Source organism: Bacteroides ovatus (assembly GCF_001314995.1).
GTDB lineage: Bacteria > Bacteroidota > Bacteroidia > Bacteroidales > Bacteroidaceae > Bacteroides > Bacteroides ovatus.
In genome coordinates this window covers 1,871,063-1,897,246 of sequence record NZ_CP012938.1, presented here as the reverse complement: position 1 = coordinate 1,897,246, position 26,184 = coordinate 1,871,063, and the positions used below count along the sequence as shown (strand labels likewise).

The following is a 26,184-nucleotide window of genomic DNA, read 5'->3' as shown; positions in this document are numbered from 1 at the left end:
AACAAATATTCTCCAAGTTTATAATCTTTCCAATTGAACTGTGAAGTGTCTCATTAAGGGAGCTTCCCAGGCGATACGTACTCCATGAGTGATGCTTTCTCTGCGTTCATATACATTTTTGAGGGCGGCAGCTATTACATTCATGTGATTGTCGGTATATACTCTGCGGGGGATTGCGAGGCGAAGTAGGTCAAGGCCGTTAAAGCGATTTTCATGGGTCACCGGATCACGGTCGGCAAGGATATAACCGATTTCGCATCCACGGATACCGGCTTCCAGGTAGAGCTCTACGGTTAGCGTCTGCGCCGGGAATTCTTCTTGAGGAACATGTGTCAGCACTTTAGGCGCATCAATGAAGATGGCGTGTCCTCCGGCTGGGCGTTGGTAAGGGATTCCGTATTCATCCAGTTTCTTTGCCAGGTATTCCACTTGTTTAATACGTGTTTCGAGGTTGTCGAATTCGGTGTTTTCGTCCAGTCCGATGGCGAGGGCGTTCATATCCCGTCCGTTCATGCCTCCGTAGGTGAGATAGCCTTCGTATTGTACACAGAAGCCTTTTGCACCTTCATACCAGTCTGCACGTCGCGTGGCAATAAATCCGCCCATATTGACGATTCCGTCTTTCTTGGCGCTCATTGTCATGCCATCGGCAAGAGAGAACATTTCCCGTGTGATTTCTTTGATAGTTTTGTCTCGGTAACCTTCTTCGCGCATTTTGATGAAGTAGGCATTCTCGGCAAAACGTGCAGAGTCGAAAAGTACGGGTTTGCCATATTTGTCGGCGATGGCACGTACTTCGTACAGGTTTTGCATAGAGACGGGTTGTCCTCCGGCTGTATTGTTGGTGATGGTGACGATGATAAAAGGAATCCGTTCAGCGTATTCTGTGAGGGCTTTCTGTAATTTATCAGGGTCTACATTTCCTTTAAACGGTATTTCTAGTTGGGTTTGTTTGGCTGCATCGATGGTGCAGTCTAATGCGATGGCATGACGTCCCTCGATGTGCCCTTTGGTGGTGTCAAAATGTGAGTTGCCGGGCACAATGTCTCCTTCATGTACCAAATAAGAGAAAAGAACATTTTCAGCGGCACGTCCCTGATGGGTTGGTATGATGTATTCAAATCCTGTTAGTTTCGTAATCATCTCTTTCAACTTGAAGAATGAGGTCGCTCCGGCATAGCTTTCATCACCTAGCATCATTCCCGCCCATTGACGGTCACTCATCGCTCCGGTGCCGGAGTCGGTGATGAGATCGATATAAACTTGTTCTGATTTGAGTTGAAAGACATTATAATGTGCTTCTTTAATCCATTGCTCACGCTCTTCACGTGTGCTTTTCCGGATGGGTTCTACCATCTTGATTTTCCATGATTCAGCAAAAGGTAATTCCATTGTTGTAGATTTATAGTTTAGGTCGACGAATGTAGCTAAAATCTGCGTGATTAACAAATATATGATGACTTTTTGTAAGTTGTGGCTGATGGAATTATTTCTCCGTAGGCTAGTGATATATCAATTTGTGGTAAGAAGATATAAAGAGAGCCGGATCCCTTAAAAGGATATCCGGCTCTTTAAAATTATGCATTCGATTGAGTATGATTATAAGTTTGATTATTGGTAATCAATAGGCTGATTAAAAATAAATATATAATAGGTTGAGGTCAATCGAGCAGTGGTTATTTAGTCTTCGATAGTGATACCGTCAAGACAGAAGTAGGTCGGTGTCAATGGACCGTATTCATTCTTTTTGGTAGATGTTAATGAGAATTTTAGTCCTTTCGTTTCTCCCAATGAAGTTAGATCTACCCATTTCCATTGATCGAGGAGATTGGTTCCTTCTGCCAAATAACAATCTACGTGCATTGTTTTATCATAATTGTAGATAGTAAGTTTGAATGAGTCGTTGCTTCCGAATATTTCTTCTTCACCATAATATCCAGTTCCTTCTTTCATACTGCTATAAGCATAGACACTGTTTGTTACATATAGTCCTTTTACTCTATAGTCTTCCAGTTCATTAGGGTTGTCGTGATCTCTGAATCGTATTGCGGCTTCTTTATCAGAATTCTTTCCGATTTTATATCCGGCAGCTCCAACGATAACGTATGTATTATTGATTACCCCTTTTTTGGTGATAGCGCGATAATCATAGCTTGCGAAGTCTGGACAATCTTCTACTGTACAATTCGTAAATGCAAAGCTATCTGAATAGAAACCGTATGTTGAAGATACACAGTCAAATTCAAAGATTCCACTTGCGTCAGTTAACAGATTGTATTTATAGTTAGTTGTTCCCCACTCACTACTTACTGACCATGAATCATCCGGATTTTCTTGATCGCCCATGTCGAGTGTATGAGTTTCGTAATTAGGCAAGCTAAGTATGTATGTTTTTGTATCGTCATCATCGCTACAGCCACAAAATATAAATACTGATAATAGTAATAATAAGGATAATTTTTTCATGTTCTTTTCTAATTTTAGTTATTAATAAATTGTTGATTATTTTTTGAAATGTAAGTTTTCAACGGTTGTGACTTCGGTTGATATTTCACCCATTTGTCCTGCGTCTTGGTTAACTGCAGTCATAATCTTAACGAAATCTATTTGATCCAAGTCGGCTGGTGTGCCGTTACTGTCCACAGCCCAATCTATCTTGAAATTACTGCCTTCCTTGGTGTTGGGATGGTTGTCTGCATATCCCCATGGATAACAATATCCTACCCATAATCCATTTTCTAAGACAGCATTATCTTTTAGGCGTGTTCCCTGAAATGTGATTTCATCATCTTCTATCCAAAGTGGATAATAGGATTCCTGATTATGGTAACTGTTGCGGAGAATATATCCTTCGTTTTTTTTATTATCCTTCCAGAAAACATTTTGGTTGGCTAGGTTCGGACGGTAATAGGTTATTTCATATTCTCGGGTTTCTGTATCTTTCCCGTATTCGCTGCCTTTCAGTTCATACCATTCGTCATCAGGTTTTCCATTACCGTTTGCATCTTTGGATACGAATACAATTCCCGGTTCGGCACTTCCTCCCAGTTTTCCTGTTCCGGTTTTGGAATTGTAGTAAGCATTACCTCTTACTTTGAAGTCATATTCTCCCGTTACATTCGGAATGGGCTGTGGGAATCCTAAAACAATGTAGCCACCGAATCCTCCTAATGTAATAAGCGATTTTTGCTGGATTCTGCGGGTTGCTTCTTCCAATATTTCATCGTAGGTAAATCCATCCTTGTATGCTGATGTGGTAGTATTGATAAATTGTCCGGGAGCAGGGCGGTATTCCCATACTTTATTGGCGAAAGCTAGAGGGTTTTCCGTGTCATCGTCATTGTCGTCAATATTGCTTTGTGAGGCTTTGTCACTGAATACGATGGTATTCGGGTTAAGTCCGATGTTGTTTAGGCGAAACATGAGTTGTCCTTGTTGGTTGAAACAAAGTAAGTCGCCGTAAGTGGTGTAATCGCGTGCTTCGGTGATATATACATTGTTGCTGTAAGGGTTGATATTGATACCGTAAGGTGTCTTTATCACAGTTCCATCGGTTATGAAATTCTCACGGATTGTTTCTTCTGTTTTCAGATTGAACATCTTGATAGAAGAAGTCTGTGTGGTGTAGTTGTAATTATATAGGTAGGCTATGTCTCCGTCGATGGCGAAGTTTTGCACTTTCTCGTTACATTGAGTGACTTTGTTTGTCCGGCAGTCTATCTTGACGAAATTATAATCTCCGGCTTCTATATCTTCGCCACGGGTGGCTACATAGACGGTTTCATCCGGACCTGCTATTATTTTACCGGGATTCGGGCCTACTATAATTTTGCTACTCTCTTTGAATGTGGCAATATCGACAACGGATACTGTATTATCTACACCCAGCCCTGATGAATAATCCAATCCGCCGGAATTGGAAATATATAGCTTTTCGTTTTGTACACAAATGCCGTCAGGGTTACGTCCCACTGTTGTGATAGCATCTATGGAGAGGGAAGTTGTGTCTATACGCGCAACGGTTCCGTCATAGGAACATACGTATGCTTTTTCTTTATGAAAAGTGATATAGCGTGGTTGGCGGGAACTCCCATTTTCTGCCTGCATCTGAATTTGTTTCAATGAGGTTCCTGTACGAAAATCTATCACTTCTACTGTACTGGAGATGTTGACTACGACATACACCTTGCTTCCATAAATAGCCATATCGTTGGCTGTATCTCCTAATCCTCGGTGGTTGACTGCTTTGAAGTAATCACGAACCATTTGTTGATTACCGAAAGAGAAACGTGCCAATGAGCTGTTATTCTGGTTGAACAGTCCTTCACATAATACATATAATTCGGCGGTACCTGTTTCTGTCGGATCACCTATAATGCCTGATGTGAAAGGTTTGTCTTCCATGTCATCACATGCCATGAATAACAAGATCGATGACAGCCAGCACCAGAATATATATATTAATTTCCTTTTCACGTCAATATCTTATTTTATAATATTTAATATCTTATTTTTATTGTTGCTCTTACAGATCGTCCGGGCATTGGGAAGTATTTCACAATCTCGTAATTCTTGTCCATCAGGTTCAGTACTTCCAAGCTGAAAGAGGTGGTGGCTTTTCTTATCAGGAAATCACGGCTTGCAGAAATACTGTGGTCGCTATAACTATCTAATCTGTTTTCGGCAATGTTTTGTCCCAACGCATAGCGCTTTCCTGAAAATAGGAATGAGTAAGACAGATTGATCCATGGTGTTTCGATACCTGCCTGCCCCGAAGCGGAGACGCGGGGAGTGTAGGCTATCTGGTGTTTGTATGTTGATTCATACGTGTTTGGATCGGGTGGGGTAACGTCTAATGCTCGTTGGTATGTATAGTTACCCGAGAGGTTGATGCGGATTTTTTCCCCGGGTTGGAGGGAGAGGCTTCCTGTAACATCAATACCTTTGATGTCAACTTGTCCCAGGTTTTTCATGCTCCATACTGCAAGGTTCTTGGTAGGATAAGCGATGATTTTATCTGTTACCTTATTATAATAAGCGTCGATGGTTGCTGACAAATAGGGTAGGAACGAGCATACATTTTTGTTGTATGTCAGTCCGATGTTGTATTGTTTGGCTTTTTCCGGCTTTAGTTGTGTGTTTCCTACTTCTTCGTAATATAAGTCGTTGAAACTTGCCAGACGGAAAATGTCTTTATAGAAGAAGCGTACACGGAATTCTTCATTATGAAAAGGTTTGAATGCAGCACTTACATAAGGGGTTAATTTACGGTGATTGCCGGCACTGCCGCCTTTCTTTACATCTTCATTGATAATGGTTGCTAATGCGGATGCGGAGATTGTTAACCAGTCATTCACGTATTTGCCGGCGAATGCCGTTAGCCATGAATAGCGCGTGGGGTGTACAAAGTTGTTTAGATCGGCGTTCATGGTGTTGATGCTTCCGTCGGTGGAAAGAGAGAATGAGAGGTTGCTCAACAGTCTGTATAGTACAGAAGCGGAAAGGTAATATTCTTGCTGGTAGTAGCTGTTTTCTGTTTTCTTTAATGAGTTCTTTGTATCGGGGTCTAGGTAACGTTGATAGCTCCAATTCCACTTGGCAGAGGTTTGGAATACCCATTGTTGGCTGAATTCTTTCTTGTATTGACTTTGTATGAAAGTGTTTTTATCCCACAGGTGTTGGGTAGAATGGTCGTTGTAGAAAGTGGTAGCTTTGGGTAGTCCCCGGGAGGATTGGAAGTAATAGGCTTTCAACCGCCATTGTTCTTTATCGGAGAAGTTACCGTAAAGTCCGGCTTCAGCACGGAATGTTTGTACGTCTGTATTCTTCCGTTTCTCACGTGAGGACAGATCTCCTTCTGCACTTCCATAGCGCAGTGTATATGGATAATGTCCGTCAGAAGACATCCATTCGCCATTGACTGACATGCTCCATGTTTTATTGAATTGTTGTTCCAGCAGGAGGGAGGGATTGACTAATCCCCAGGAACCTGTTTTGAAAGCTCCTGCTATGTTGGTTTTTTTGTCTTTTGTGAACTGTGGAGTAAGTGTCTGGATATTCAAGATGCCTGCTGACGCAAAGAAGCGGGCAGGTTGGAAGATGTTATCGCTTTGTCCGTTGTTTAGAGAAAGTCTGTCTACGTTATCAAGTGAGAAACGCCCGATGTCGATTTGTCCCGTTTGGCAATCGGTTAGGGTGATCCCGTCATAGCCAACAGCGGTATGTTGTGCTCCCAGGCTTCGTATGGATACAGTTTTTAGTCCGCCAATACCTCCGTAGTCTTTTACGGTCACTCCGGCAAAGTGTTTCACTGCGTCGGATACTTGCAGGGCGTGCAGGTTTTTCAGGGCGTCTTTGGAGAATACTTGCAGGGGAGCGGTAGAACGTACTTCGCGAGTCTGATAGATATCTGATACTGTTATTTCAGGAATAGAATATGTATGTGTCGTATCTACCTTTTGCTGTTGTGCAAAAAGTGGTATGGATAAGAATTGGCAGTAAAATACTGCAAAGATCATTTTCTTAAATGTTCTCTCTTTCATTTAGTTCTTTTTCTGTCTGTTGCTATTTAAAAGTGTCCGGGCGAAATCCCTTCGACCGGACACGCATAAATAAACTTGGCAGAGTTTATTCGTTTTAACACACTTTCTCTGAATTAGAGTGATGAATGAAATGATAGACGACTTGTCCGGTTCATTAGACTCAACGCTTTTTCCTCGAAAGCAGTGAAACATAATTGCATGGTAGGTCTTCTGACTTATTCCTGTTACAAACGCCTTCCCAGATTAGTCTCCAGTGGCAATGAGTGAATTGCTTGTAACATGCATGGAACTTACAGCAGCGGGACTGTTCAGGATTTACACCTGATTCCCTTTTAATTGCTTCCCCCGCATGGGAGTCGCAAACCAATGCGCGACAAAGATAGGGAGTTTATTTGTTTTTTCCAAGTTGGGGGATGTTCTTTTTCTTTCGTCTTGATACGAAAAAAAAGAACCAAAAAGAACGAGATTGGAGGAGCCGTGCAAGGACCGATTATTTGTTGCTTCTTACTTGTTTTCTTCGATATTTTTTGTATTTTTGTAAATGAGACTGCCACTTATTACAAAATTTACCAAATTAGCGGATTTTAGAGACGGGTATTGAGTTGCCCGCCTTTGACATAAGATTAGCTTTTAAAAAGTATCCTTGTCTATGTCCAACGTTGGACGTATGAAACAGATTTATTGAAACATAATTGGTAGTTTTTTATAGGTGGATGCAGCGGTATCCACCTATTTTGTTCCTTACTGCACCGATATGAATCAAATGTTTTAGACAAGGAATTCAAGTACTAAATTTACATTCCAATTCTGTAGAAAATAATATCTCTATATGCATATATTAATTCGTCGAACTATAGTCTACCTTTCGTTGGACTATAGTGCTTCGAAAGAAAGACTATAGTCAACTTTACGTCGGACTATAGTCCGACGAATAAATATATGTATCCAGAGTGATTATATTTAGTATAACTCCGGAATAATTATAGCACATAAAGGGAATAGCTACAATCAGTGAGAAATAAATTAGTTCATTTCTGCACCGTTTTTACTTTAATTCAATATTAGTTAGGTGTTCTTCGATAGCTTGTGCGGTGGCATCTTTTAGGAGCACGGTCTTTTCCTTGTTTAAAAGGTAGAGGGTGGGGATAGCCTTCAAATCATATAGTTGTTGTTCTTTGATGGCAAATTTCTTGTCGTATCCGTTGATCCATTCTTTGGGGAATTCATTCAGGTGTTTTCTCCATTCGTCCAACTCTTCGTCAGGGTAGATAGAGAGGACTGTTAGTTTCTTTTGTCCCAAAAGTCGGTTGATGATAGGTGCGTTTTTCAGGGCATCTATTGTTTCTGTGCAGGCATGACAGCCGGGGTTGTTGATGAATAGGAGGATATAGTCGGCTTGCTGTTGATAGAGGGAGCCTTGTGCGCCGGAAGCTAATGTGTAGCTGAAGTTCAGGGCTTTGGTTCCGATACGGTTTTTCTGTGCTAATTCCCGGCGGGCTTTAGGACGTACTTTCTCAATTTCCTCTAACAAGGGAGAAGCTAACATGGCGTCTAATACGGGAATATAGAATTCTTCGTTACGCATGGGGGAGTTGGGGTCGTATAAATATTTATCCGCCAGGTCGGTGATGTAGGTGAATACTTTTTTGTCTACATTCGTTTGTTCGATTGTTTTCCGCATGGCTTCTTGTGCAGTTTCCAACGGGACGTGATTCAGTATGTCACAATAATCCGCCCAAGCTTGTTCGGTCACTTCGGGGTGGTGGATGTAATTAGTGTCGGCGAAGTTGACGTTATCCCAATAGTGTTTTACCAGAAAGTCTGCCCGTTGTTCCGGGGCTGTCATCATTGGGGGGATGGCAGGCAATGTAAAGGTTTTAATGGTGTCTTGTCTTACATCATTTTTGTTCAGACTGGAAGCGTTGCCGCTTTTGCAGGCACAAAGGCAAAGGATGCATATAGCTGGAAGAATATGGATGTTTGTTTTCATAACTAACAATTATTACATTGAACTTATGTAGATTACATTGGTGACAAAGATAATGTCCTTTCTACTTTATTCAAAGAATTTTTCTTCCTTTTATTTTGCTGCGTTCTCTTCTGTTAGTTTTTTTTGATTAGACAAGTTTTGCAGGATAACTCCTGATTTTACTTCTCCTTTGCCAATGTAAATACAAATTCCAGCCCGCCTCCCTGATTGTTCTTGGCGGAGATGCTGCCACCGTGGATGATGACGGCATTCTTCACAATAGCTAGTCCCAGTCCTGTTCCACCTACTTTCCGTGAACGACCTTTGTCTACCCGGTAGAAACGTTCGAAGAGACGATTCAGATGTTCGGGAGATACTCCAATACCTGTGTCGGCAAAGCTGAAATAGTAGAAATTCTCATCTTCACGGAAACAGTTGATATTGATCTGGATATTACTTCCGGCGTATGCGATGGCATTGTCCATTAGATTACGGAAGATGGAATAAAGTAGTGAGTAATTTCCTTTGATTTGTATACTCTTCTTTAAGGAGTTGACGACTGTAATATGTTTTTCGTCAAGCTCCAACGATACTTCGTTGATGATGTTACCTACCAACACACTGATGTCTACCCGTTCCATGTCGATCATGTTGGCGGCTTCATCCATGCGGGTGAGTACGGAGATGTCGCGTAATAACCGACTTAAACGGTTGCTTTGTGCATAACAACGTTCGAGGAATACGTTGATCTTCTCGCGTGGAATATTTTCATTGCTGACAATGGTTTCCAAATACCCTTGGATACTGCTGACGGGAGTTTTCAACTCATGGGCGATATTCTGGGTCAGTTGGCGTTTGAGTCTAACCTGTTCTTCTTCCTGGGTAACGTCGTTGATGGAAATCTCGAAGCTGGCATCCTGGAAGATGATACATTCTACGATAAATGTCCGTCCATTCTTATTGATGGTGACAGACATTCGTTTTTCACCTTTTCCTCTCGAACGTTCTTGCTGATTCTTATTGATAAAATGAATGATCTCTTGCAGTTCGCTGATGGCAAAGACTTCTTCTGTTGTTTCCAGGTTGGAGTCTGAAATCAGGTTGCTGTATTGGGTGAAAAGATTGTTGACAAGAATCTCTTTTTTGTCTTTAGTAAATATACCTAGTCCTTCGTGTGAGATTTGAAGGTGGGTGATTAGCTTTTCACGTTCAATGTAGAGAGCTTCTTTGGTTTCGTGCAGTCGTTTGTAGATTTGAATGATGTGCTGTGATATTTCTCCCAGTTCGTTGTGCGGGAAGGCGGATTGCATAGCCATTTCGATAGGCTCGTTCCGGTCGGCGCGCATCGCAAATTCACGGAGCTGGCTGATGGAAGTCCCCAGTTTGTTGGTGAATTTGTAGAAGATAATCATTAATAATAAGGTCACGATTACGGTAAACCATAAATAGTGCGGGTCTGCTTGCAGGTTGTTGATGAGGCTGACATTGTAAGGTAAAGCCGAACGGACAATATAATCTTTATAATGAGTGGCCGAATAGAAATAGGGAACTCCGGTTGTCTCGGAAGTACGGCGTACATCATATCCGTTGCCATGTTTTATGGCTTTCTGTACTTCCGGACGGTTCAGGTGGTTCTCCATCTGGTTATTATGACTTGGATAGCTGTCGTAAACAACATTTCCTTGAGCATCAATAAGGGTTACACGCAAGTCTTCCAGGATATGGTTATTGATATAACCGTTGATGATTTCACTGTCAAGAGGTTGATTCTCCAGTTGTTCGTAGAGCCTGCTGTTGTAATCTTGCAGTTTGGTGTTTAGCAGTTCTATTTTATATTCCCGTTCACGTTGATACTGGTACGCAATAAAACAAATGGCAAATACCAGGAATAGTGAAATAACCGAAAGGAAAAGTTTTCGGCTAAAAGAAAGAAAATGCTTTTGAGTTACAGGCAGGTTCATAATAACTATTTAATTCGGCATAATTATTTATTCAGCTTCAAAACAGTATCCATATCCGAGACGGGTGACAATGCATTTGCCGTATACCCCAATCTTTTTACGCAGACGGGTGATGTTTACGTCGATAGTACGGTCGAGCACGTACACTTCGTCACTCCAGATGCGGGCCAGGATGTCTTCACGGGAAAATACACGTCCTTTATTCTGTACCAGCAGAAGCAAGATCTCAAATTCTTTTTTGGTCAATGGCACTTCTTCATCGTCGATACTTACTTTTTTCTTTGTGATGTCAATAACGAGCGACTGATAAGTAAGACGTTCGGGGACTCTTTCCGTTTCCGTTGTTACTGTGCGTCTTAATACGGCTTTCACACGGGCGATGACTTCACGCAGCGAGAAAGGTTTTGAAATATAATCGTCTGCTCCCAGGTTGAATCCGGTCACAGTATCGTTTTCGGTATCTTTTGCTGTGATAAAGATAATAGGCACTTTAGCTGTTTTCTTGTCTTTTTTCAGGATGTTCGCCATTTTGAATCCGGAGATTTCTCCCATCATCACATCGAGGAGAATCAAGTGATAGCTGCTGATGTCCATCTTCATTGCTTCTTCAGCAGAGTTTGCAGTATCAACTTCATAACCTTCGTTTTCAAGATTGAATTTCAGAATCTCACAGAGGTCTTCTTCATCGTCGACAACTAGAATACGGTAATCGTTCATAAGATGTATGTATTAATGTGATATGACAAAGTTACGTTTTTATTTTATCCTTTGCAAAGATGAGGAGACTTTGTTACGGGCAGATGAAACAGACGTTACAATCGTGTTACATTCCGGGAATTCCGAGAATTGATGAGGTATATGGAAGTTTTTGTTGATTGTAAGAGGAAAAACCGCTCACTATTTGTTATCTTTGTTAGCGAGATACAATAGAAACGTTTGATTATAGAAACTACAAATAATGATAAAAATTGACTTAAAACGGCATCGGAAGGAAATAATAGGATCGGTGGTGGTACTGTTAATTCTCCTTGGCGGTATGTCTGTGTTTAAATATACTTCATTCAATTCCGGTTTTGAAATTGTGGATGATCTGGGCGGAAATATATTTCCTTCAGCGATTTTGTCTGTTGCCACTACTGATGCGCAGGTGATTGTTCCGTCGGATTCTAATTATTTGGGGAATCCGAAATCGTGTATTGCTGTTCGGGTGAAGTCGAAGACAGCCTATAGCCGGGTACGGATTGAAGTGGCTGAAACGCCTTTTTTCTCCCGTTCGGTGTCGGAATTTGTACTAAACAAGCCTCGAACGGAATATACGATTTATCCTGATATCATCTGGAACTATGAAGCTCTGAAAAATGAGGTGCAGGCAGAACCGGTAAGTGTGGCTATTACTGTCGAGATGAATGGAAAAGATCTGGGGCAACGGGTGCGTACATTCTCTGTGCGCAGTATCAATGAATGTCTGTTGGGGTATGTATCGAATGGAACCAAATTCCATGATACAAGTATTTTCTTTGCTGCCTATGTCAATGAAGAGAATCCGATGATTGACCAGTTGCTTCGCGAAGCACTGAATACTCGTATTGTCAATCGCTTCTTAGGCTATCAGAGTAAGGCTAAAGGGGCGGTGGACAAGCAGGTGTATGCTCTCTGGAATATATTGCAGAAACGCAAATTCCGTTACAGTTCTGTTTCCAACACCAGCCTTTCGAGCAATGTTGTTTTCTCGCAACGGGTTCGTACGTTTGATGATGCACTGGAATCTTCGCAGATTAATTGTGTGGACGGTAGCGTACTGTTTGCATCACTGCTTCGGGCTATAAATATCGATCCTATTCTGGTACGTACGCCGGGACACATGTTTGTGGGGTATTATACCGATAATTCACATACTGATAAGAACTTCCTGGAAACAACAATGATTGGTGATGTCGATCTGGATGACTTTTTCCCGGATGAACAGCTGGACTCCACAATGGTAGGCAAGTCGCAGAATGAAATGTCGCTATTGACTTTCGAGAAATCGAAGCAATATGCTAATAAGAAGTATAAGGAGAACGAAGAAGGTATTCATTCCGGGAAATTGAATTATATGTTTCTGGAGATTTCTAAAGATGTGCGGAGGAAAATACAGCCAATAGGGAAATGATGTTTTGTAATTCGTATTTAATTCGTACTTTTGCCAAGTAATCATTTTAAAATAAAAGGATGCAAGGCAAGAAATTTATCTCTCCCGGAGCATGGTTTTCTATGAACTATCCATCAGACTGGAATGAGTTTGAAGATGGCGAAGGCTCTTTTCTTTTCTATAATCCCGATGTATGGACGGGGAATTTTCGTATATCCGCATTTAAAGGAAAAGCCGGTTATGGCAAAGATGCCATCCGGCAGGAACTGAAAGAGAACGATTCGGCTTCATTGGTGAAAGTCGGAACGTGGGAATGTGCGTATAGCAAAGAAATGTTTCAGGAGGAGGGAACTTATTATACTTCCCATTTGTGGATTACAGGCGTTGACGATATTGCTTTTGAATGTTCTTTCACCGTGCCTAAAGGTGGAGTTGTGAAGGAGGCGGAAGATGTAATCGCTACTTTGGAGGTACGTAAAGAAGGGCAGAAGTATCCTGCTGAATTGATTCCTGTACGTCTTTCTGAAATTTATTTGATTAATGAGGGATATGAATGGGTGGTATCTACTGTGAAGCAGGAACTGAAAAAGGATTTTCAAGGAATAGAAGAGGACTTGGAGAAACTTCAACAAGTGATTGACAGCGGTAAGATTGGTTCGAAAAAGAAAGAAGAATGGTTGGCTATTGGTATCACTGTTTGTGCAATTCTGGCAAATGAAGTGGATGGCATGGAATGGAAAACGTTGATTGACGGCAACCGGGAAGCTCCTGTTCTCCAATATAAAGATCGGACCATCGACCCGATGAAGCTCGTTTGGAGTAAAGTAAAGGCGGGAGAGCCTTGCAATGTAATAGAAGAATATAAGAAGTGTTTGGATTAAAATGGCAGTACCTTATTTACAGATAGATAACCTGACCAAGTCTTTCGGTGACTTGGTTCTTTTTGAAAATGTATCTTTGGGCATTGCCGAAGGTCAGCGGGTAGGATTAATAGCAAAGAACGGTAGTGGAAAGACTACCTTACTGAATATCATTGCCGGAAAGGAAGGTTATGATAGCGGTAATATTGTTTTTCGTCGTGATCTTCGGGTGGATTACCTGGAACAGGATCCGCAATATCCCGAAGAACTGACAGTGCTCGAAGCCTGTTTCCATCATGGTAACAGCACGGTGGAATTGATAAAGGAGTACGAACGCTGCATGGAAACCGAAGGTCATCCGGGATTGGAAAACCTCTTGGCACGTATGGATCAGGAGAAAGCTTGGGAGTATGAACAGAAAGCCAAGCAAATCCTTTCACAACTTAAAATCCGTAATTTCGATCAGAAAGTGAAGCAACTGTCCGGCGGACAGCTGAAGCGTGTTGCTTTGGCAAACGCTTTGATTACCGAACCGGATCTGTTAATCCTTGATGAGCCGACCAACCATCTGGACTTGGATATGACCGAATGGTTGGAAGATTACCTGCGTCGTACCAACCTTAGCCTGCTGATGGTGACTCACGACCGTTACTTCCTTGATCGTGTTTGCTCCGAGATTATCGAAATAGACAATCAACAAATCTACCAATATAAAGGTAACTACAGCTATTATCTCGAAAAGCGTCAGGAACGTATTGAATCTAAGAGCGTGGAAATAGAGCGTGCCAATAATCTGTATCGTACAGAACTCGACTGGATGCGCCGGATGCCGCAGGCACGCGGACATAAGGCTCGTTACCGGGAAGATGCTTTCTACGAATTGGAAAAGGTTGCGAAGCAGCGTTTTAATACTGATAATGTAAAGCTGGAAGTGAAAGCATCGTATATCGGAAGCAAGATATTCGAAGCCGACCATCTTTTCAAGAGTTTCGGAGATCTGAAGATTCTGGATGATTTCTCTTATATCTTCTCTCGTTATGAGAAGATGGGAATTGTAGGAAATAACGGAACCGGAAAATCTACTTTTATCAAGATATTGATGGGACAAGTCAAGCCTGATAGCGGAACAGTGGATATTGGCGAAACAGTTCGTTTCGGTTATTATTCGCAGGACGGACTTCAGTTTGACGAACAGATGAAAGTGATTGATGTGATACAGGATATTGCCGAAGTCATCGAATTGGGCAATGGAAAGAAGCTGACTGCTTCTCAATTTCTGCAGCATTTCCTGTTTACTCCTGAAACCCAGCATAGCTATGTCTATAAATTGAGTGGGGGAGAGCGTCGCCGTCTTTACCTTTGTACCATCCTGATGCGTAATCCTAACTTCCTGGTATTGGACGAGCCTACCAATGACCTCGATATTATCACGCTGAATGTGCTCGAAGAATATCTCCAAAACTTCAAAGGCTGTGTGATTGTCGTTTCCCATGACCGTTACTTTATGGATAAAGTAGTAGATCACCTGATGGTATTCAACGGACAGGGAGATATTCGTGACTTCCCCGGAAATTATAGTGATTATCGTAACTGGAAAGAAGCAAAGGAACAAAAAGAGAAAGAAGCAGAGAAGCCGCAGGAAGAAAAGACCGCCCGTGTCCGTCTGAACGACAAGCGTAAGATGAGCTTTAAAGAAAAGCGTGAATTCGAGCAACTGGAAAAAGAAATCGCCGAACTGGAAGCTGAAAAAACACAAATTGAGGAACTTCTTTGTAGCGGCACACTTTCCGTTGACGAATTGACTGAAAAGTCAAAACGTTTGCCCGAAGTCAATGATATGATTGACGAAAAGACAATGCGTTGGTTGGAACTTAGCGAAATAGAAGGCTGATTCGTGCCACTATATTGGCACCTTTGTGCCACCTCTTTGGCGTAGCAGTGCCAACATGCTGGCACAGTTGTGCCACTTCGATGGCACAAGTATAGTTTATTATATTCCCGGATAACCAAATAATGATAATATACCCCCAGACAATATAACCTAGTATGACAAACCTAACCAATTATCATAGCCACTGCCTGTATTGCGACGGACGAGCCAATATGGACGATTTTATTCGTTTTGCTATCAGCGAAGGGTTTACTTCTTATGGCATTTCTTCTCATGCTCCACTACCATTTTCTACCGCATGGACGATGGAGTGGGATAGAATGGAAGATTACCTTTCCGAATTCTCTCGTCTGAAAAAGAAATATGCAGGTAAGATAGAGCTTGCCATCGGTCTCGAAATTGACTACCTGAATGAAGAAAACAATCCCTCTTTGCCTTGTTTTCAAAAACTACCACTTGACTACCGGATAGGTTCTGTGCATATGTTGTATTCTCCGGAAGGGAAAATCGTAGATATTGATACCCCGGCAGATCTTTTCCGTCAATTGGTAGACAGGCACTTCGATGGTGACTTGGATTCTGTTGTCCACCTTTATTATAAGAACCTGCTCCGTATGGTAGAGCTGGGAGGATTTGATATTGTCGGCCATGCTGACAAGATGCATTATAACGCTTCCTGTTATCGTCCGGGTTTGCTTGATGAAGCATGGTATGACACGTTGGTCCGCGATTACTTCGCGGTGATTGCTGCACGTGGTTATATGGTGGAAATCAATACCAAGTCTTATCATGAGCTGGGTACATTCTATCCGAATGAACGTTATTTCCCTTTCCTGAAAGAATTGGGTATTCGGGTACAGGTGAATAGTGATGCGCACTACCCTGAAAGAATAAACAATGCCCGCTTCGAAGGATTAGCCGCTTTGAAGAAAGCAGGTTTTACTTCGGTGGTAGAATGGCATGGGGGGAAATGGGAAGATATTCCCATAGGATAAGTTATTCCATATCCAGAATCTCTTGTTTCTCTTCATTCAACGAAACCAATGTCTTTTTTAGCTCGTCTATTCGTGAATCAATTTCAGCCAACTTCTTCAGATACATAGTTCTAGGTAGCACATCTTCATTGGCCATGATAAACTCCTCTTTCTCGTCAAAGAGTTGCTCTATTTGCTCTTCAACTCTATTTATAGCACATGAAATTTCTCCTATCATAAATCTTTCTTTTTTTATAGATGCCTTTATTCCGTCCTCTTGCAAGCATTTGCCTGGAAAAACTCGTTCAACGTATCTTCATAGTTACCATGAAGCATAATATGATGATTTCCCAGTGGATTCTTTAAGAAGTATTCGGCCGGAGTATTCATGTGGATGCGCACTTGTGTACGGCACATATTAATATAATTAGTGTTTTCAGTCAATGTTCCTGTAGACAAGTAATATTCATCCAGACATTCACCGCCACATTTTATGATCGTTACATCCCCCGTCGGAAGTAGCCCTTGTATGGCAATTCCTTTTTCTGTTTCAAAGTGATTGCGGATAATATATCTCTCCGTTTGTTTGAGACCTACGGTGCAATGTGCCAATATCAGTTCATTCGTACGGGAATTAATCATGGAAGGATTTGCCATAAATCCGTCTTTACCCGTAAGTGCTTTAACTGCTAATAGCGTAAATACAGATTGAAGATCTCCTTCACAACCTGCTATTATCCCGTCATCATTCAATAAAGATAATGCCACGCATCCGGTAGTGTCGATTTGTTCAATCAGTTTAAAACAGCTTAATGTCAGCGCTTCCAGATTTTCTTCCTGACAGACCTTTTTGATTGCCCGGTACAGCCGCATGGATTTGATTAAATCTTCAGGAGTTCCTTCGCGGCAGGCAAGAGCTTGTGATGCTACAGCTGCGCATGATGCTCCAACTTGGTCATCCGTAATGTGTTTAAATTGTTCATAAATCCGTTCCAATGGAATATCTACATATTCGATTCCCCAACGACGTTTTGCCAACAAGTAGTCTACGTTACTGGCAACTAACCAGGAAGAAGGACTTCCAATGACTCCGATACGTTTGCCAAACAAAGAACGTTGTGCCTGAAAATTATTATAAAGTGTATGAATACGTAAGATGATAGCCGATAATTCACCGTGCAGAATTTCACTTTTCATTCCGCGTCCCCGTAGCCAGGTGGAAATTTCCAGTGCGGCAGCAAGAGAATTCTGCATACCGTCTGCCAGTAAAATGGCAGGGCGGGGAAGATTCTCAAAGTGCTGTATGACCAGTCTTTCCACCCCACCGGTAGCGACGAAAATGATTTTGAAATCGTCACTACTAAGTTTGTCCATATCTTGATGGTCGACGAACTTTACAGTATAATATTTTTCAATCTCGCTCAAAATAGCTTCGTGCGAGCTACGTAGCGAGACTTGTTTGTGAAGTATTGAAGCGAATGAGATAAGGTGTATGGTCATTATGATATTGTTTTAAGTTTTCTGTATGACAAATGTATAGCTTTCTTTTCAATTTACCATAACGATTTTAACCTTGCTAAGGTTTTTAAAGTTTTTATGTCTCTGTATTCAAATTATTGCGTACATTTGCAGCTCCAAGTAGAAAAAGTAAATAGTAATTAGTAATTTGTAGTTAAAATTATGCCAACCATATCCATTCGCGGAAACGAGATGCCTGCATCTCCTATCAGAAAACTGGCTCCTTTGGCAGACGCTGCCAAGCAACGCGGAGTCCATGTGTTTCACCTGAACATCGGACAGCCTGATCTGCCCACTCCTCAGGCCGCGATTGACGCGATACGCAATATTGATCGTAAAGTGCTGGAATATAGCCCCAGTGCAGGTTATCGTAGCTATCGCGAAAAATTAGTGGGATATTATGCAAAGTTCAATATCAACCTTACAGCAGACGATATAATCATTACATCGGGAGGTTCGGAAGCCGTACTTTTTTCCTTCCTTTCCTGCCTGAATCCGGGAGATGAAATTATCGTTCCGGAACCTGCATACGCTAACTATATGGCATTTGCAATCTCTGCCGGAGCAAAGATTCGCACTATTGCTACGACCATTGAAGAAGGCTTTTCCCTTCCGAAAGTAGAGAAGTTTGAAGAACTGATTAATGAGCGTACGAAAGCGATTCTTATTTGTAATCCAAACAATCCTACCGGTTATTTGTATACACGTCGTGAAATGAATCAGATTCGTGACTTGGTAAAGAAGTACGATTTATTCCTTTTCTCTGATGAAGTATATCGTGAGTTTATATATACCGGTTCTCCATATATTTCTGCCTGCCATCTGGAAGGTATTGAAAATAATGTAGTACTGATTGATTCGGTATCAAAACGATATTCCGAATGTGGTATCCGCATTGGTGCGTTGATTACCAAAAACAAGGAGATACGCGATGCTGTCATGAAGTTCTGTCAGGCTCGTTTAAGTCCTCCGTTGATTGGACAGATTGCTGCAGAAGCTTCTTTGGATGCTCCGGAAGAATATTCACGCGAAACGTATGATGAGTATGTAGAACGTCGTAAATGTCTGATTGACGGTTTGAACCGTATTCCCGGTGTTTATTCGCCCATTCCGATGGGAGCTTTCTATACAGTGGCCAAACTTCCGGTAGATGACTCCGATAAGTTCTGCGCATGGTGTCTTTCTGATTTTGAGTATGAAGGTCAGACTGTATTCATGGCTCCGGCTTCCGGTTTCTATACCACTCCGGGATCTGGAATCAATGAGGTTCGTATTGCTTACGTATTGAAAAAAGAAGATTTAACCCGTGCACTTTTTGTCTTGCAGAAGGCTTTGGAAGTGTATCCGGGAAGAACGGAATAAATTCTAGTATTAAGTATTAACCGTAGTTTCTGGGGTGTTTGTTGCTGCTACACTTAATACTTAATACCTAATACTTAAACAAATGTCTTTATCACTTTTCATAGCCCGGCGTATCTATCGTGAAAGCGATGGCGGAAAGCAGGTGTCACGTCCTGCGGTCCTCATTGCCATGGCGGGTATTGCTATTGGTTTGGCCGTAATGATTATTGCAGTGGCGGTAGTCATCGGGTTTAAAAGTGAAGTGAGAAATAAAGTTATAGGATTCGGGTCGCATATCCAGATAACTAATTTGGATGCGGTCAGTTCTTACGAAACCCATCCCATTGTGGTAGGAGACAGTATGATGACTGCTCTTGCTGATTATCCGGAGATAAGCCATGTGCAGCGTTTCTCTACCAAACCGGGTATGATTAAGACCGATGACGCTTTTCAAGGAATGGTGTTGAAAGGTGTAGGTCCGGAGTTTGACCCCCATTTTATAAAAGAGTATTTGGTAGAAGGGGAGATTCCTGTTTTCAGTGATTCAGTTTCTACCAATCAAGTACTTATCTCGAAAGCGTTGGCAACTAAAATGAAGTTGAAACTGGGAGATAAGATATATACCTATTATATACAGGATGATATTCGCGCTCGTCGCCTGACGATTGCCGGAATTTATCAGACGAATTTCTCCGAATACGACAACCTCTTTTTACTGACGGATCTTAATCTGGTGAATCGTTTGAACGGTTGGCAACCGGAACAGGTGACCGGTGTGGAATTACAGGTGAAAGATTATGATAGACTGGAAGATATAACCTATGAGATCGCAACTGATATTGACAACAGGCAAGATGAGTTGGGAGGTGTGTATTATGTGCGTAACATCGAACAACTGAATCCTCAAATCTTTGCTTGGCTTGATTTATTGGATTTGAACGTATGGGTGATTCTGATTTTGATGATAGGAGTTGCTGGCTTCACCATGATTTCCGGTTTATTGATTATTATCATCGAACGTACCAATATGATTGGGATTTTAAAAGCATTGGGAGCCAATAATTTCACGATTCGCAGAACCTTTCTTTGGTTTGCAGTCTTTTTGATTGGCAAAGGAATGTTTTGGGGCAATGCCATTGGCTTGGCATTCTGTATCCTTCAGTCTCAATTCGGATTCTTTAAACTTGATCCGGCGACTTATTATGTAGATACTGTTCCAGTTTCTTTTAATGTTTTACTTTTTATCTTGATTAATTTGGGCACTTTGTGTGCATCTGTATTGATGTTGATTGGTCCTTCATTTCTTATCACTAAGATCAATCCGGCAAGCTCCATGAGATACGAATAATCCTCTTTTTTCCTATCTGATTTTTACTGCAAAAATAATTTGGTCCATTGCGTGATGTGGAGTGAATAATATGTCTATATTTGCGCCCAATTTACTTAATATCCTCTTGTAGGTTTAATTTTTAACCATTATGAATAATGTGTTAATTCTGTTGGATAATCTGGATGACTGGAAACCGTATTATGAGACAAGTAGTGTCCTGACTGTTTCCGACTATCTAAAAAACAAGCCGGTGGAGAAAGACCGGAAGTTAGTTATTAATCTTAGCAATGATTACAGCTATAACTCTGAAGGGTATTACTGTTCGCTGCTAGCCCAAACGAGAGGACAGAAAGTCATTCCGGATGTTGATATCATCAACAAAATGGAGGCTGGAACGGGGGTGCGGATGGACCGTAGTCTGCAAGCCCTTTGTTATCAATGGATACAGAAGAATGACATCAAGGATGATATCTGGTACCTGAATATCTACTTTGGCAAATGCCGGGAAAAAGGTATGGAACGGATTGCGCGTTTTATTTTCGAGAATTACCCTTGCCCATTGTTAAGAGTGGCTTTGAATACTCATCCCAGAAATCAGATCGAGGGCATTCATTTTCTTCCCCTGAATCAGCTTAATGATGCAGAGCAGGATTTCTTTGCCAATACGCTGGATAACTTTAACAAGAAAATATGGCGTGCACCGAAGTCGGCAAAGGCTTCCCGTTACAGTCTCGCTGTATTGGTCGATCCACAGGAGAAATTTCCTCCCAGCAATAAAGGTGCTCTGCACAAATTGACGGAGGTAGCTAAGAAAATGAACATCCATGTGGAGATGATAACCGAAGATGATGCTATCCGTTTGCTCGAATTTGATGCCTTGTTTATTCGTACTACAACGTCGCTCAATCATTATACATTCCATTTGTCACAGTTGGCTGCACAAAACGGAATGGCTGTTATTGACGATCCGTTGTCTATCATTCGGTGTACGAACAAAGTGTATCTGAAAGAACTTTTTGAGAAGGAAAAGATATCTGCTCCTAAGTCTACATTGATTTTTCAATCCAACCATCATTCGTTTGAACAGATAAGCGAACTGGTAGGTGCTCCTTTTATCCTGAAAATACCGGATGGCTCTTATTCCATTGGTATGAAAAAAGTGTCGAACGAAGAGGAACTGCAAGCCAGTCTGAAGATACTGTTTGAAAAATCGGCTATCTTGCTGGCACAGGCATTTACTCCAACGGAGTTTGACTGGCGTGTCGGTCTATTGAACGGTGTACCGCTCTATGCCTGCAAATATTATATGGCGAAAGGACACTGGCAGATTTACTGTCACTATGATTCGGGCAGAAGCCGTTGTGGATTGGTAGATACGATTCCTATTTATCAGGTGCCTCGTGTGGTATTGGATACAGCTGTAAAGGCTGCCAATCTGATAGGAAAAGGGTTGTATGGAGTCGATCTGAAAATGGTGGATGATAAGGCTTATGTGATTGAAATCAATGACAATCCGAGCATCGAGCATGGACTGGAAGATGCCATTATCGGTGATGAAATGTATTACCGTTTGTTGAATCACTTTGAACAAGTGCTAGAAACAAAACATTATTGATTATGGAGCCGATAATCGTCCGTAAAGCACAGCAGGCAGACATTCCCGCTATTTTGGAAATAGAGTGGGAGTGTTTCCGGGAAGACAGTTTTTCAAAAGAGCAGTTTGCCTATCTGATAAGCCGTTCGAAAGGAATTTTCTATGTGATGATGGAGGCGGATAGGGTGATCGCTTATGTCTCCCTGTTATTTCATGGGGGAACTCGCTATTTAAGAATCTATTCGATAGCTGTTCATCCGGATTATAGAGGAAGAGAACTGGGGCAGGTATTGATGGACCAGACGATTCAGACGGCCGGTGAATGTAAGGCTGCAAAGATTACGCTTGAAGTGAAAGTGACCAATACTTCCGCTATCGGGCTATATATGAAAAATGGCTTTATTCCTGTTGGAATAAAGCCATGCTATTATCACGATGGTTCGGATGCTATTTATATGCAGCGATTGATTTAACAATAAGTCTGTCTTCTCACGAAATCCGGTTTATCTTCTCATGAAATCTCCTTTTCCCCGGAAGAAACGGCAGAGTTTGAACTTCAATGACTGTACAGGTTGGATAAGGTCGAAAACAGGTAACGAGAAATAGTATTTTCGTCCTCCACCCATTTCTTTTGCCGTGCGGTTGATAATGACAGCTTGTACTGTAAAGCGCAGTAACCACATCAGGAATGCGATGCCTGCTACCAGCCAGTGGAAATTAAGTATCCCGAATACGATACCTGCTATACAGGCAATATAGAATAACAAACGGGAGAATGTCTCAAATCCCAGGAGGTAACGCTGTATTCCGTGGTAGAATCTGGCAGTAGCCATATAACTAACCTTTTCTTCTTTCCAATCTTTGTAGCGATATACGGGCTGTATCCGTGTGGTAGCGTTGAAGTCTGTTTCAACACGGGTGTTGGAGGAGGTAGCTAGCTCATTAATGAATAAATCATCTTCTCCACGTTGCAGATTCAGGTATTTGGAGAAACCTTTCTGTTGAAAGAATAGTTCTTTCCGGTAAGCCAGGTTGCGTCCGATACCGATATAAGGTTTTCCGGCCAGCGCGAATCCCAGATAGCGCAAAGACTGGAACAAAGTATCGAATGCAGTACGTTTGTGCAACCATCCTTTTGTGCGGTCGTATCCGCTATATCCCAACACAATTTGGGTCTGCGGAGTGAAATTACGTGCCATCAGTTTTAGCCACTGGTTGCTGGCGGGCATACAGTTTGTTTCCGTAAATACGAGCCAGTCATGTTTGCTGGCTTTGATGCCTAACGTTAGAGCCAGTTTCTTATGACTGATATAGCGTGCACTTTCGGGCGTAAAACTATGGTAAAGATGAGGATATTTTTCTTCCATCACTCCCAGTATATCCTCGGTATCATCTGTGGAAGCATCATTGATGACAATCACTTCAAATTGTGGATAGTCCTGTTCCAGAATGGCAGGTAGAATTTTACGAAGATTTTCAGCCTCATTGCGTGCACAGAGAATCACGGAAAGTGGAGGCAGTTCTCGTATGAAATGCACCTCTTCTTTGCCTACAGCTTTATTGTGGACATGTATTCGATTGTACAGGCCGAAATAATAAATGAGCTGGATGATAAAAAGAATACCTGCCACCGATAAAAGAATCAGTTCGACAGTATTGAATGTAAATGTTTCCATCAAATTTTAGTGTCGTTTTTACAGCCGCAAAAGTACACAATTTTTCGGTAGTTTCGTCATCTCGATGGGAGGTTATTTCGCAAGTCGAGATATTCTTTCTTGAACATATCCACAAAAAGAAAGAATAATGAAAGCAGCAACGGACCGAAGATGACTCCCATAAACCCGAATATCGGCAGGCCGATGACTACTCCGAAAATAGTGATAAGCGGATGTGTATCCGCCATCTTCTTTTGAAGGATGAACCGGATAAGGTTGTCCGATTGCGATACGACGATAGCTCCATAGCCAAAAAGCCCGATGGCGTTGAACCAGTCTCCGCTGATGGCAAGATAAGCGGCTACAGGAAACCATACCAATGCCGTACCTACCATCGGAATGATGGTTGCAAAGCAGGTCAGGAATCCCAGCATCAGTATGTTGGGTGCTCCGAAAAGCAGATAGCCTATCATAGCCACGCCTCCCTGAATGATAGCCAGTAAGGGAATGCCGATAGCATTGGAACGGACAATCATATTGATTTCGTGAATGACTTCCTGCGTATTGGTTTCATTAAATGGCAGAATGTCATTGACATAAGCTTCCATCTTTTTTCCTCCAATCAGCATGAAGTAAAGCACAAAGATCATGACGAACAGGTTGATGGCAAGGCTGCTGATGCTTTCCATTATAATTTGTCCGATACGGGGAAGTATGGACATGATGAATGACAGCGTATCTTTTCCCAATACATCGTATCCTGTTTTCTCTTTGATGAATTCTGCTACCTGTTGAATAGGTGCAATATAGGTCTGTGGATCCAGATTGATATCCTGTAACTTGTTTGCCACCATCCAGACAGTCAATCCCAAAGGGATAAGAAAGACGAAAATCGTTTCTGCGGTAATCAACAGTGCGCTGATGCTTCGTTTCAGCTTTCGTTTTTCTACCAGATGATTCATCTGTCCGCGTACAAGAATGTAGATGGTGAGTGCTCCCAGCAATCCCCCCAGAAAAGGAGTGATTTGGCGGAAGATGATGACTCCCATAAACAGGATGATGACAATGAGGGAATATTTCCAGTATTGTTCTTTGGTGCTCATATCGTGTAAAATTCGTTTATATGATAATAAACACTCGAAGGCCGTGAAAGGTTTGTTTTACAGTGAAATGTCGATATGAAAAATTGTTTTACCGGGACGGCTTTCCAAAATAGACAAATGACCGTTGTGGTTACGGATGATTTGTCGGCAGAGACTTAATCCGATACCGGTTCCTTCGGATTTGGTGGTGAAGAACGGAATGAATATTTTTTCCTGCAGTTCATCGGGGATACCGGGACCATTGTCTGTGACGTCGATAGATATATGCTCGTCCCGATATGCATAAATTTCGATTGCTCCGTCTGTTCTTCCGTCTAACGCCTGAATGGAGTTTCTAAGGAGATTGAGCAGGACTTGGGATAGCTGGTTCTCGTCTCCATCCATATCGATGAATTCCGGCTGACAGGTAAGTGTGAAATGAATCTGATTTTCCTGAAAATCGGTAGACAGGAGTTCTTGCAGATTTTGCAGGAGGGCTGTTAGTGAAAACCGTTTCCTTTCCGGTTGGGGCAGATAGGAGAGACGACGGAAAGATTCGGTAAATTCCAGCAGGCGTTCACTTTGTGCCTGGATGATATGAAGTCCGCGAAGTGTTTTTTCGCTGTTGTCCGGATATGCGGATAATGTTTGCGACAGGGAGATGATGGGAGCAATGGTGTTCATGATTTCGTGGGTAAGCACGTGGCTTAGCTTGTTCCATGATTCACTCTCTTTATCATTCAGTTCATTGCTGATATCCTTGATGGATAAGATGGTAATAGTTTCGTTCTGTAATTTCATCTGGTTTTGAGACAGACTAAGTCGTTCTTTCTTCTCTTTTTCCTGCAGGATAGGTTTCAGTTGGTCGTATTGGGCTAGTTGCTGGCATCCCAATAAAGTCAGTGCGGCACTGTTGGCCATCATTATTTTTCCGGAAGAATCCCATGCCAACACACCGCTAGGGACTTCTTCCAATAGCGAACGGTAGAAATGTTCCTGCTTTGAATATTCAGCTTGAGTTCGGATGAGCAGGGCATTGATACGGTTGAGTGAACGATTCAGCATTTCCTGTTCCCGGCTGACATTGTTTTCGGGGAAATAGAGCATATTGTCTTTGTCTTCTATCGCATCGAAGAAAAGGCGTAATTTTTGGTTGAAAGAGTTTAGCTTATTCACTAATCTTCCAATCTGAAACAAGGAGCAGATAACCAGTAATATCCCTATTACCACTCCTTGTTGGGAAATAATGAGCCATAGACCTGTTCCTGCGGTAGCAAGAATAAATAGGATATGTCCTAATGTGGTCCAATATATATGTCGGCTGAATAGCATACGG

At 41.9% G+C, this 26,184-nt stretch carries 20 protein-coding genes and 1 riboswitch; of the genes, 8 read left to right on the top strand and 12 right to left on the bottom strand.

Annotated features, from left to right (window positions below):
• Positions 1–18: 18 nt before the first annotated feature.
• From Bovatus_RS07695 to Bovatus_RS07665, 7 genes are all read right to left on the bottom strand, one after another.
• Positions 19–1,392: a tryptophanase gene (locus tag Bovatus_RS07695; protein WP_004300638.1), complete on the bottom strand. Its 1,374-nt coding sequence runs from the start codon at positions 1,390–1,392 to the stop codon at positions 19–21.
• Positions 1,393–1,680: 288 nt separating this feature from the next.
• Entirely contained in the window at positions 1,681–2,466 is a 786-nt protein-coding gene (locus tag Bovatus_RS07690; protein WP_004300637.1) for a DUF4465 domain-containing protein, read from the bottom strand.
• A gap of 36 nt (positions 2,467–2,502) precedes the next feature.
• Positions 2,503–4,476: a YncE family protein gene (locus Bovatus_RS07685; RefSeq protein ID WP_004321384.1), complete on the bottom strand. Its 1,974-nt coding sequence runs from the start codon at positions 4,474–4,476 to the stop codon at positions 2,503–2,505.
• 23 nt (positions 4,477–4,499) lie between these two features.
• Entirely contained in the window at positions 4,500–6,542 is a 2,043-nt protein-coding gene (locus Bovatus_RS07680) for a TonB-dependent receptor plug domain-containing protein (RefSeq protein WP_004300635.1), read from the bottom strand.
• A 183-nt stretch (positions 6,543–6,725) separates the two neighbouring features.
• Positions 6,726–6,925, bottom strand: a riboswitch (cobalamin riboswitch).
• A 662-nt stretch (positions 6,926–7,587) separates the two neighbouring features.
• Entirely contained in the window at positions 7,588–8,532 is a 945-nt protein-coding gene (locus Bovatus_RS07675; RefSeq protein WP_004300633.1) for a DUF5106 domain-containing protein, read from the bottom strand.
• Between the two features lie 158 nt (positions 8,533–8,690).
• Positions 8,691–10,472 carry a sensor histidine kinase gene (locus tag Bovatus_RS07670; protein ID WP_004300632.1) on the bottom strand — a complete coding sequence of 594 codons (1,782 nt, stop codon included), beginning with the start codon at positions 10,470–10,472 and terminating at the stop codon, positions 8,691–8,693.
• 27 nt (positions 10,473–10,499) lie between these two features.
• Positions 10,500–11,189, bottom strand: a complete 690-nt coding sequence (locus Bovatus_RS07665; RefSeq protein WP_004300631.1) for a response regulator transcription factor — start codon at positions 11,187–11,189, stop codon at positions 10,500–10,502.
• A 241-nt stretch (positions 11,190–11,430) separates the two neighbouring features.
• Between Bovatus_RS07665 and Bovatus_RS07660 the strand changes: the two genes are divergently transcribed.
• The 4 genes from Bovatus_RS07660 (at position 11,431) to Bovatus_RS07645 (ending at position 16,349) form a co-directional block, all read left to right on the top strand.
• Entirely contained in the window at positions 11,431–12,624 is a 1,194-nt protein-coding gene (locus Bovatus_RS07660; protein ID WP_004300629.1) for a hypothetical protein, read from the top strand.
• Between the two features lie 59 nt (positions 12,625–12,683).
• Positions 12,684–13,484 (top strand): DUF3805 domain-containing protein, encoded by an 801-nt coding sequence (locus tag Bovatus_RS07655; RefSeq protein ID WP_004300628.1) that lies wholly within the window; start codon positions 12,684–12,686, stop codon positions 13,482–13,484.
• 1 nt (position 13,485) lies between these two features.
• Entirely contained in the window at positions 13,486–15,354 is a 1,869-nt protein-coding gene (locus Bovatus_RS07650; protein WP_004300627.1) for an ABC-F family ATP-binding cassette domain-containing protein, read from the top strand.
• 155 nt (positions 15,355–15,509) lie between these two features.
• Positions 15,510–16,349: a histidinol-phosphatase gene (locus tag Bovatus_RS07645; protein ID WP_004304183.1), complete on the top strand. Its 840-nt coding sequence runs from the start codon at positions 15,510–15,512 to the stop codon at positions 16,347–16,349.
• A gap of 1 nt (position 16,350) precedes the next feature.
• On the opposite strand, the gene Bovatus_RS07640 is transcribed toward Bovatus_RS07645, so the two are convergent.
• Entirely contained in the window at positions 16,351–16,566 is a 216-nt protein-coding gene (locus Bovatus_RS07640; protein ID WP_004321362.1) for a hypothetical protein, read from the bottom strand.
• A gap of 26 nt (positions 16,567–16,592) precedes the next feature.
• A complete protein-coding gene (locus Bovatus_RS07635) occupies positions 16,593–17,828 on the bottom strand; it encodes a hypothetical protein (RefSeq protein ID WP_004300624.1) in 1,236 nt (411 codons plus the stop codon).
• Between the two features lie 180 nt (positions 17,829–18,008).
• On the opposite strand from Bovatus_RS07635, the gene Bovatus_RS07630 reads away from it, so the two are divergent.
• The 4 genes from Bovatus_RS07630 (at position 18,009) to rimI (ending at position 22,584) form a co-directional block, all read left to right on the top strand.
• Positions 18,009–19,208, top strand: coding sequence for a pyridoxal phosphate-dependent aminotransferase (locus tag Bovatus_RS07630; RefSeq protein ID WP_004300623.1), 1,200 nt, complete (start codon positions 18,009–18,011; stop codon positions 19,206–19,208).
• Positions 19,209–19,290: 82 nt separating this feature from the next.
• Positions 19,291–20,535 (top strand): ABC transporter permease, encoded by a 1,245-nt coding sequence (locus Bovatus_RS07625; RefSeq protein WP_004300622.1) that lies wholly within the window; start codon positions 19,291–19,293, stop codon positions 20,533–20,535.
• Between the two features lie 130 nt (positions 20,536–20,665).
• Entirely contained in the window at positions 20,666–22,132 is a 1,467-nt protein-coding gene (locus Bovatus_RS07620; RefSeq protein ID WP_004300621.1) for a RimK family protein, read from the top strand.
• 2 nt (positions 22,133–22,134) lie between these two features.
• Positions 22,135–22,584 carry a ribosomal protein S18-alanine N-acetyltransferase gene (gene rimI / locus Bovatus_RS07615; protein WP_004300620.1) on the top strand — a complete coding sequence of 150 codons (450 nt, stop codon included), beginning with the start codon at positions 22,135–22,137 and terminating at the stop codon, positions 22,582–22,584.
• Positions 22,585–22,614: 30 nt separating this feature from the next.
• On the opposite strand, the gene Bovatus_RS07610 is transcribed toward rimI, so the two are convergent.
• The 3 genes from Bovatus_RS07610 to Bovatus_RS07600 are packed head-to-tail and all read right to left on the bottom strand — an operon-like array spanning position 22,615 to position 26,180.
• On the bottom strand, positions 22,615–23,787 hold the full coding sequence (locus tag Bovatus_RS07610) for a glycosyltransferase (protein WP_004300619.1): 1,173 nt from the start codon (positions 23,785–23,787) through the stop codon (positions 22,615–22,617).
• A gap of 56 nt (positions 23,788–23,843) precedes the next feature.
• On the bottom strand, positions 23,844–24,869 hold the full coding sequence (locus tag Bovatus_RS07605; RefSeq protein ID WP_004300618.1) for an AI-2E family transporter: 1,026 nt from the start codon (positions 24,867–24,869) through the stop codon (positions 23,844–23,846).
• A gap of 57 nt (positions 24,870–24,926) precedes the next feature.
• Positions 24,927–26,180, bottom strand: coding sequence for a sensor histidine kinase (locus Bovatus_RS07600; protein ID WP_004300617.1), 1,254 nt, complete (start codon positions 26,178–26,180; stop codon positions 24,927–24,929).
• Positions 26,181–26,184 lie beyond the last annotated feature (4 nt).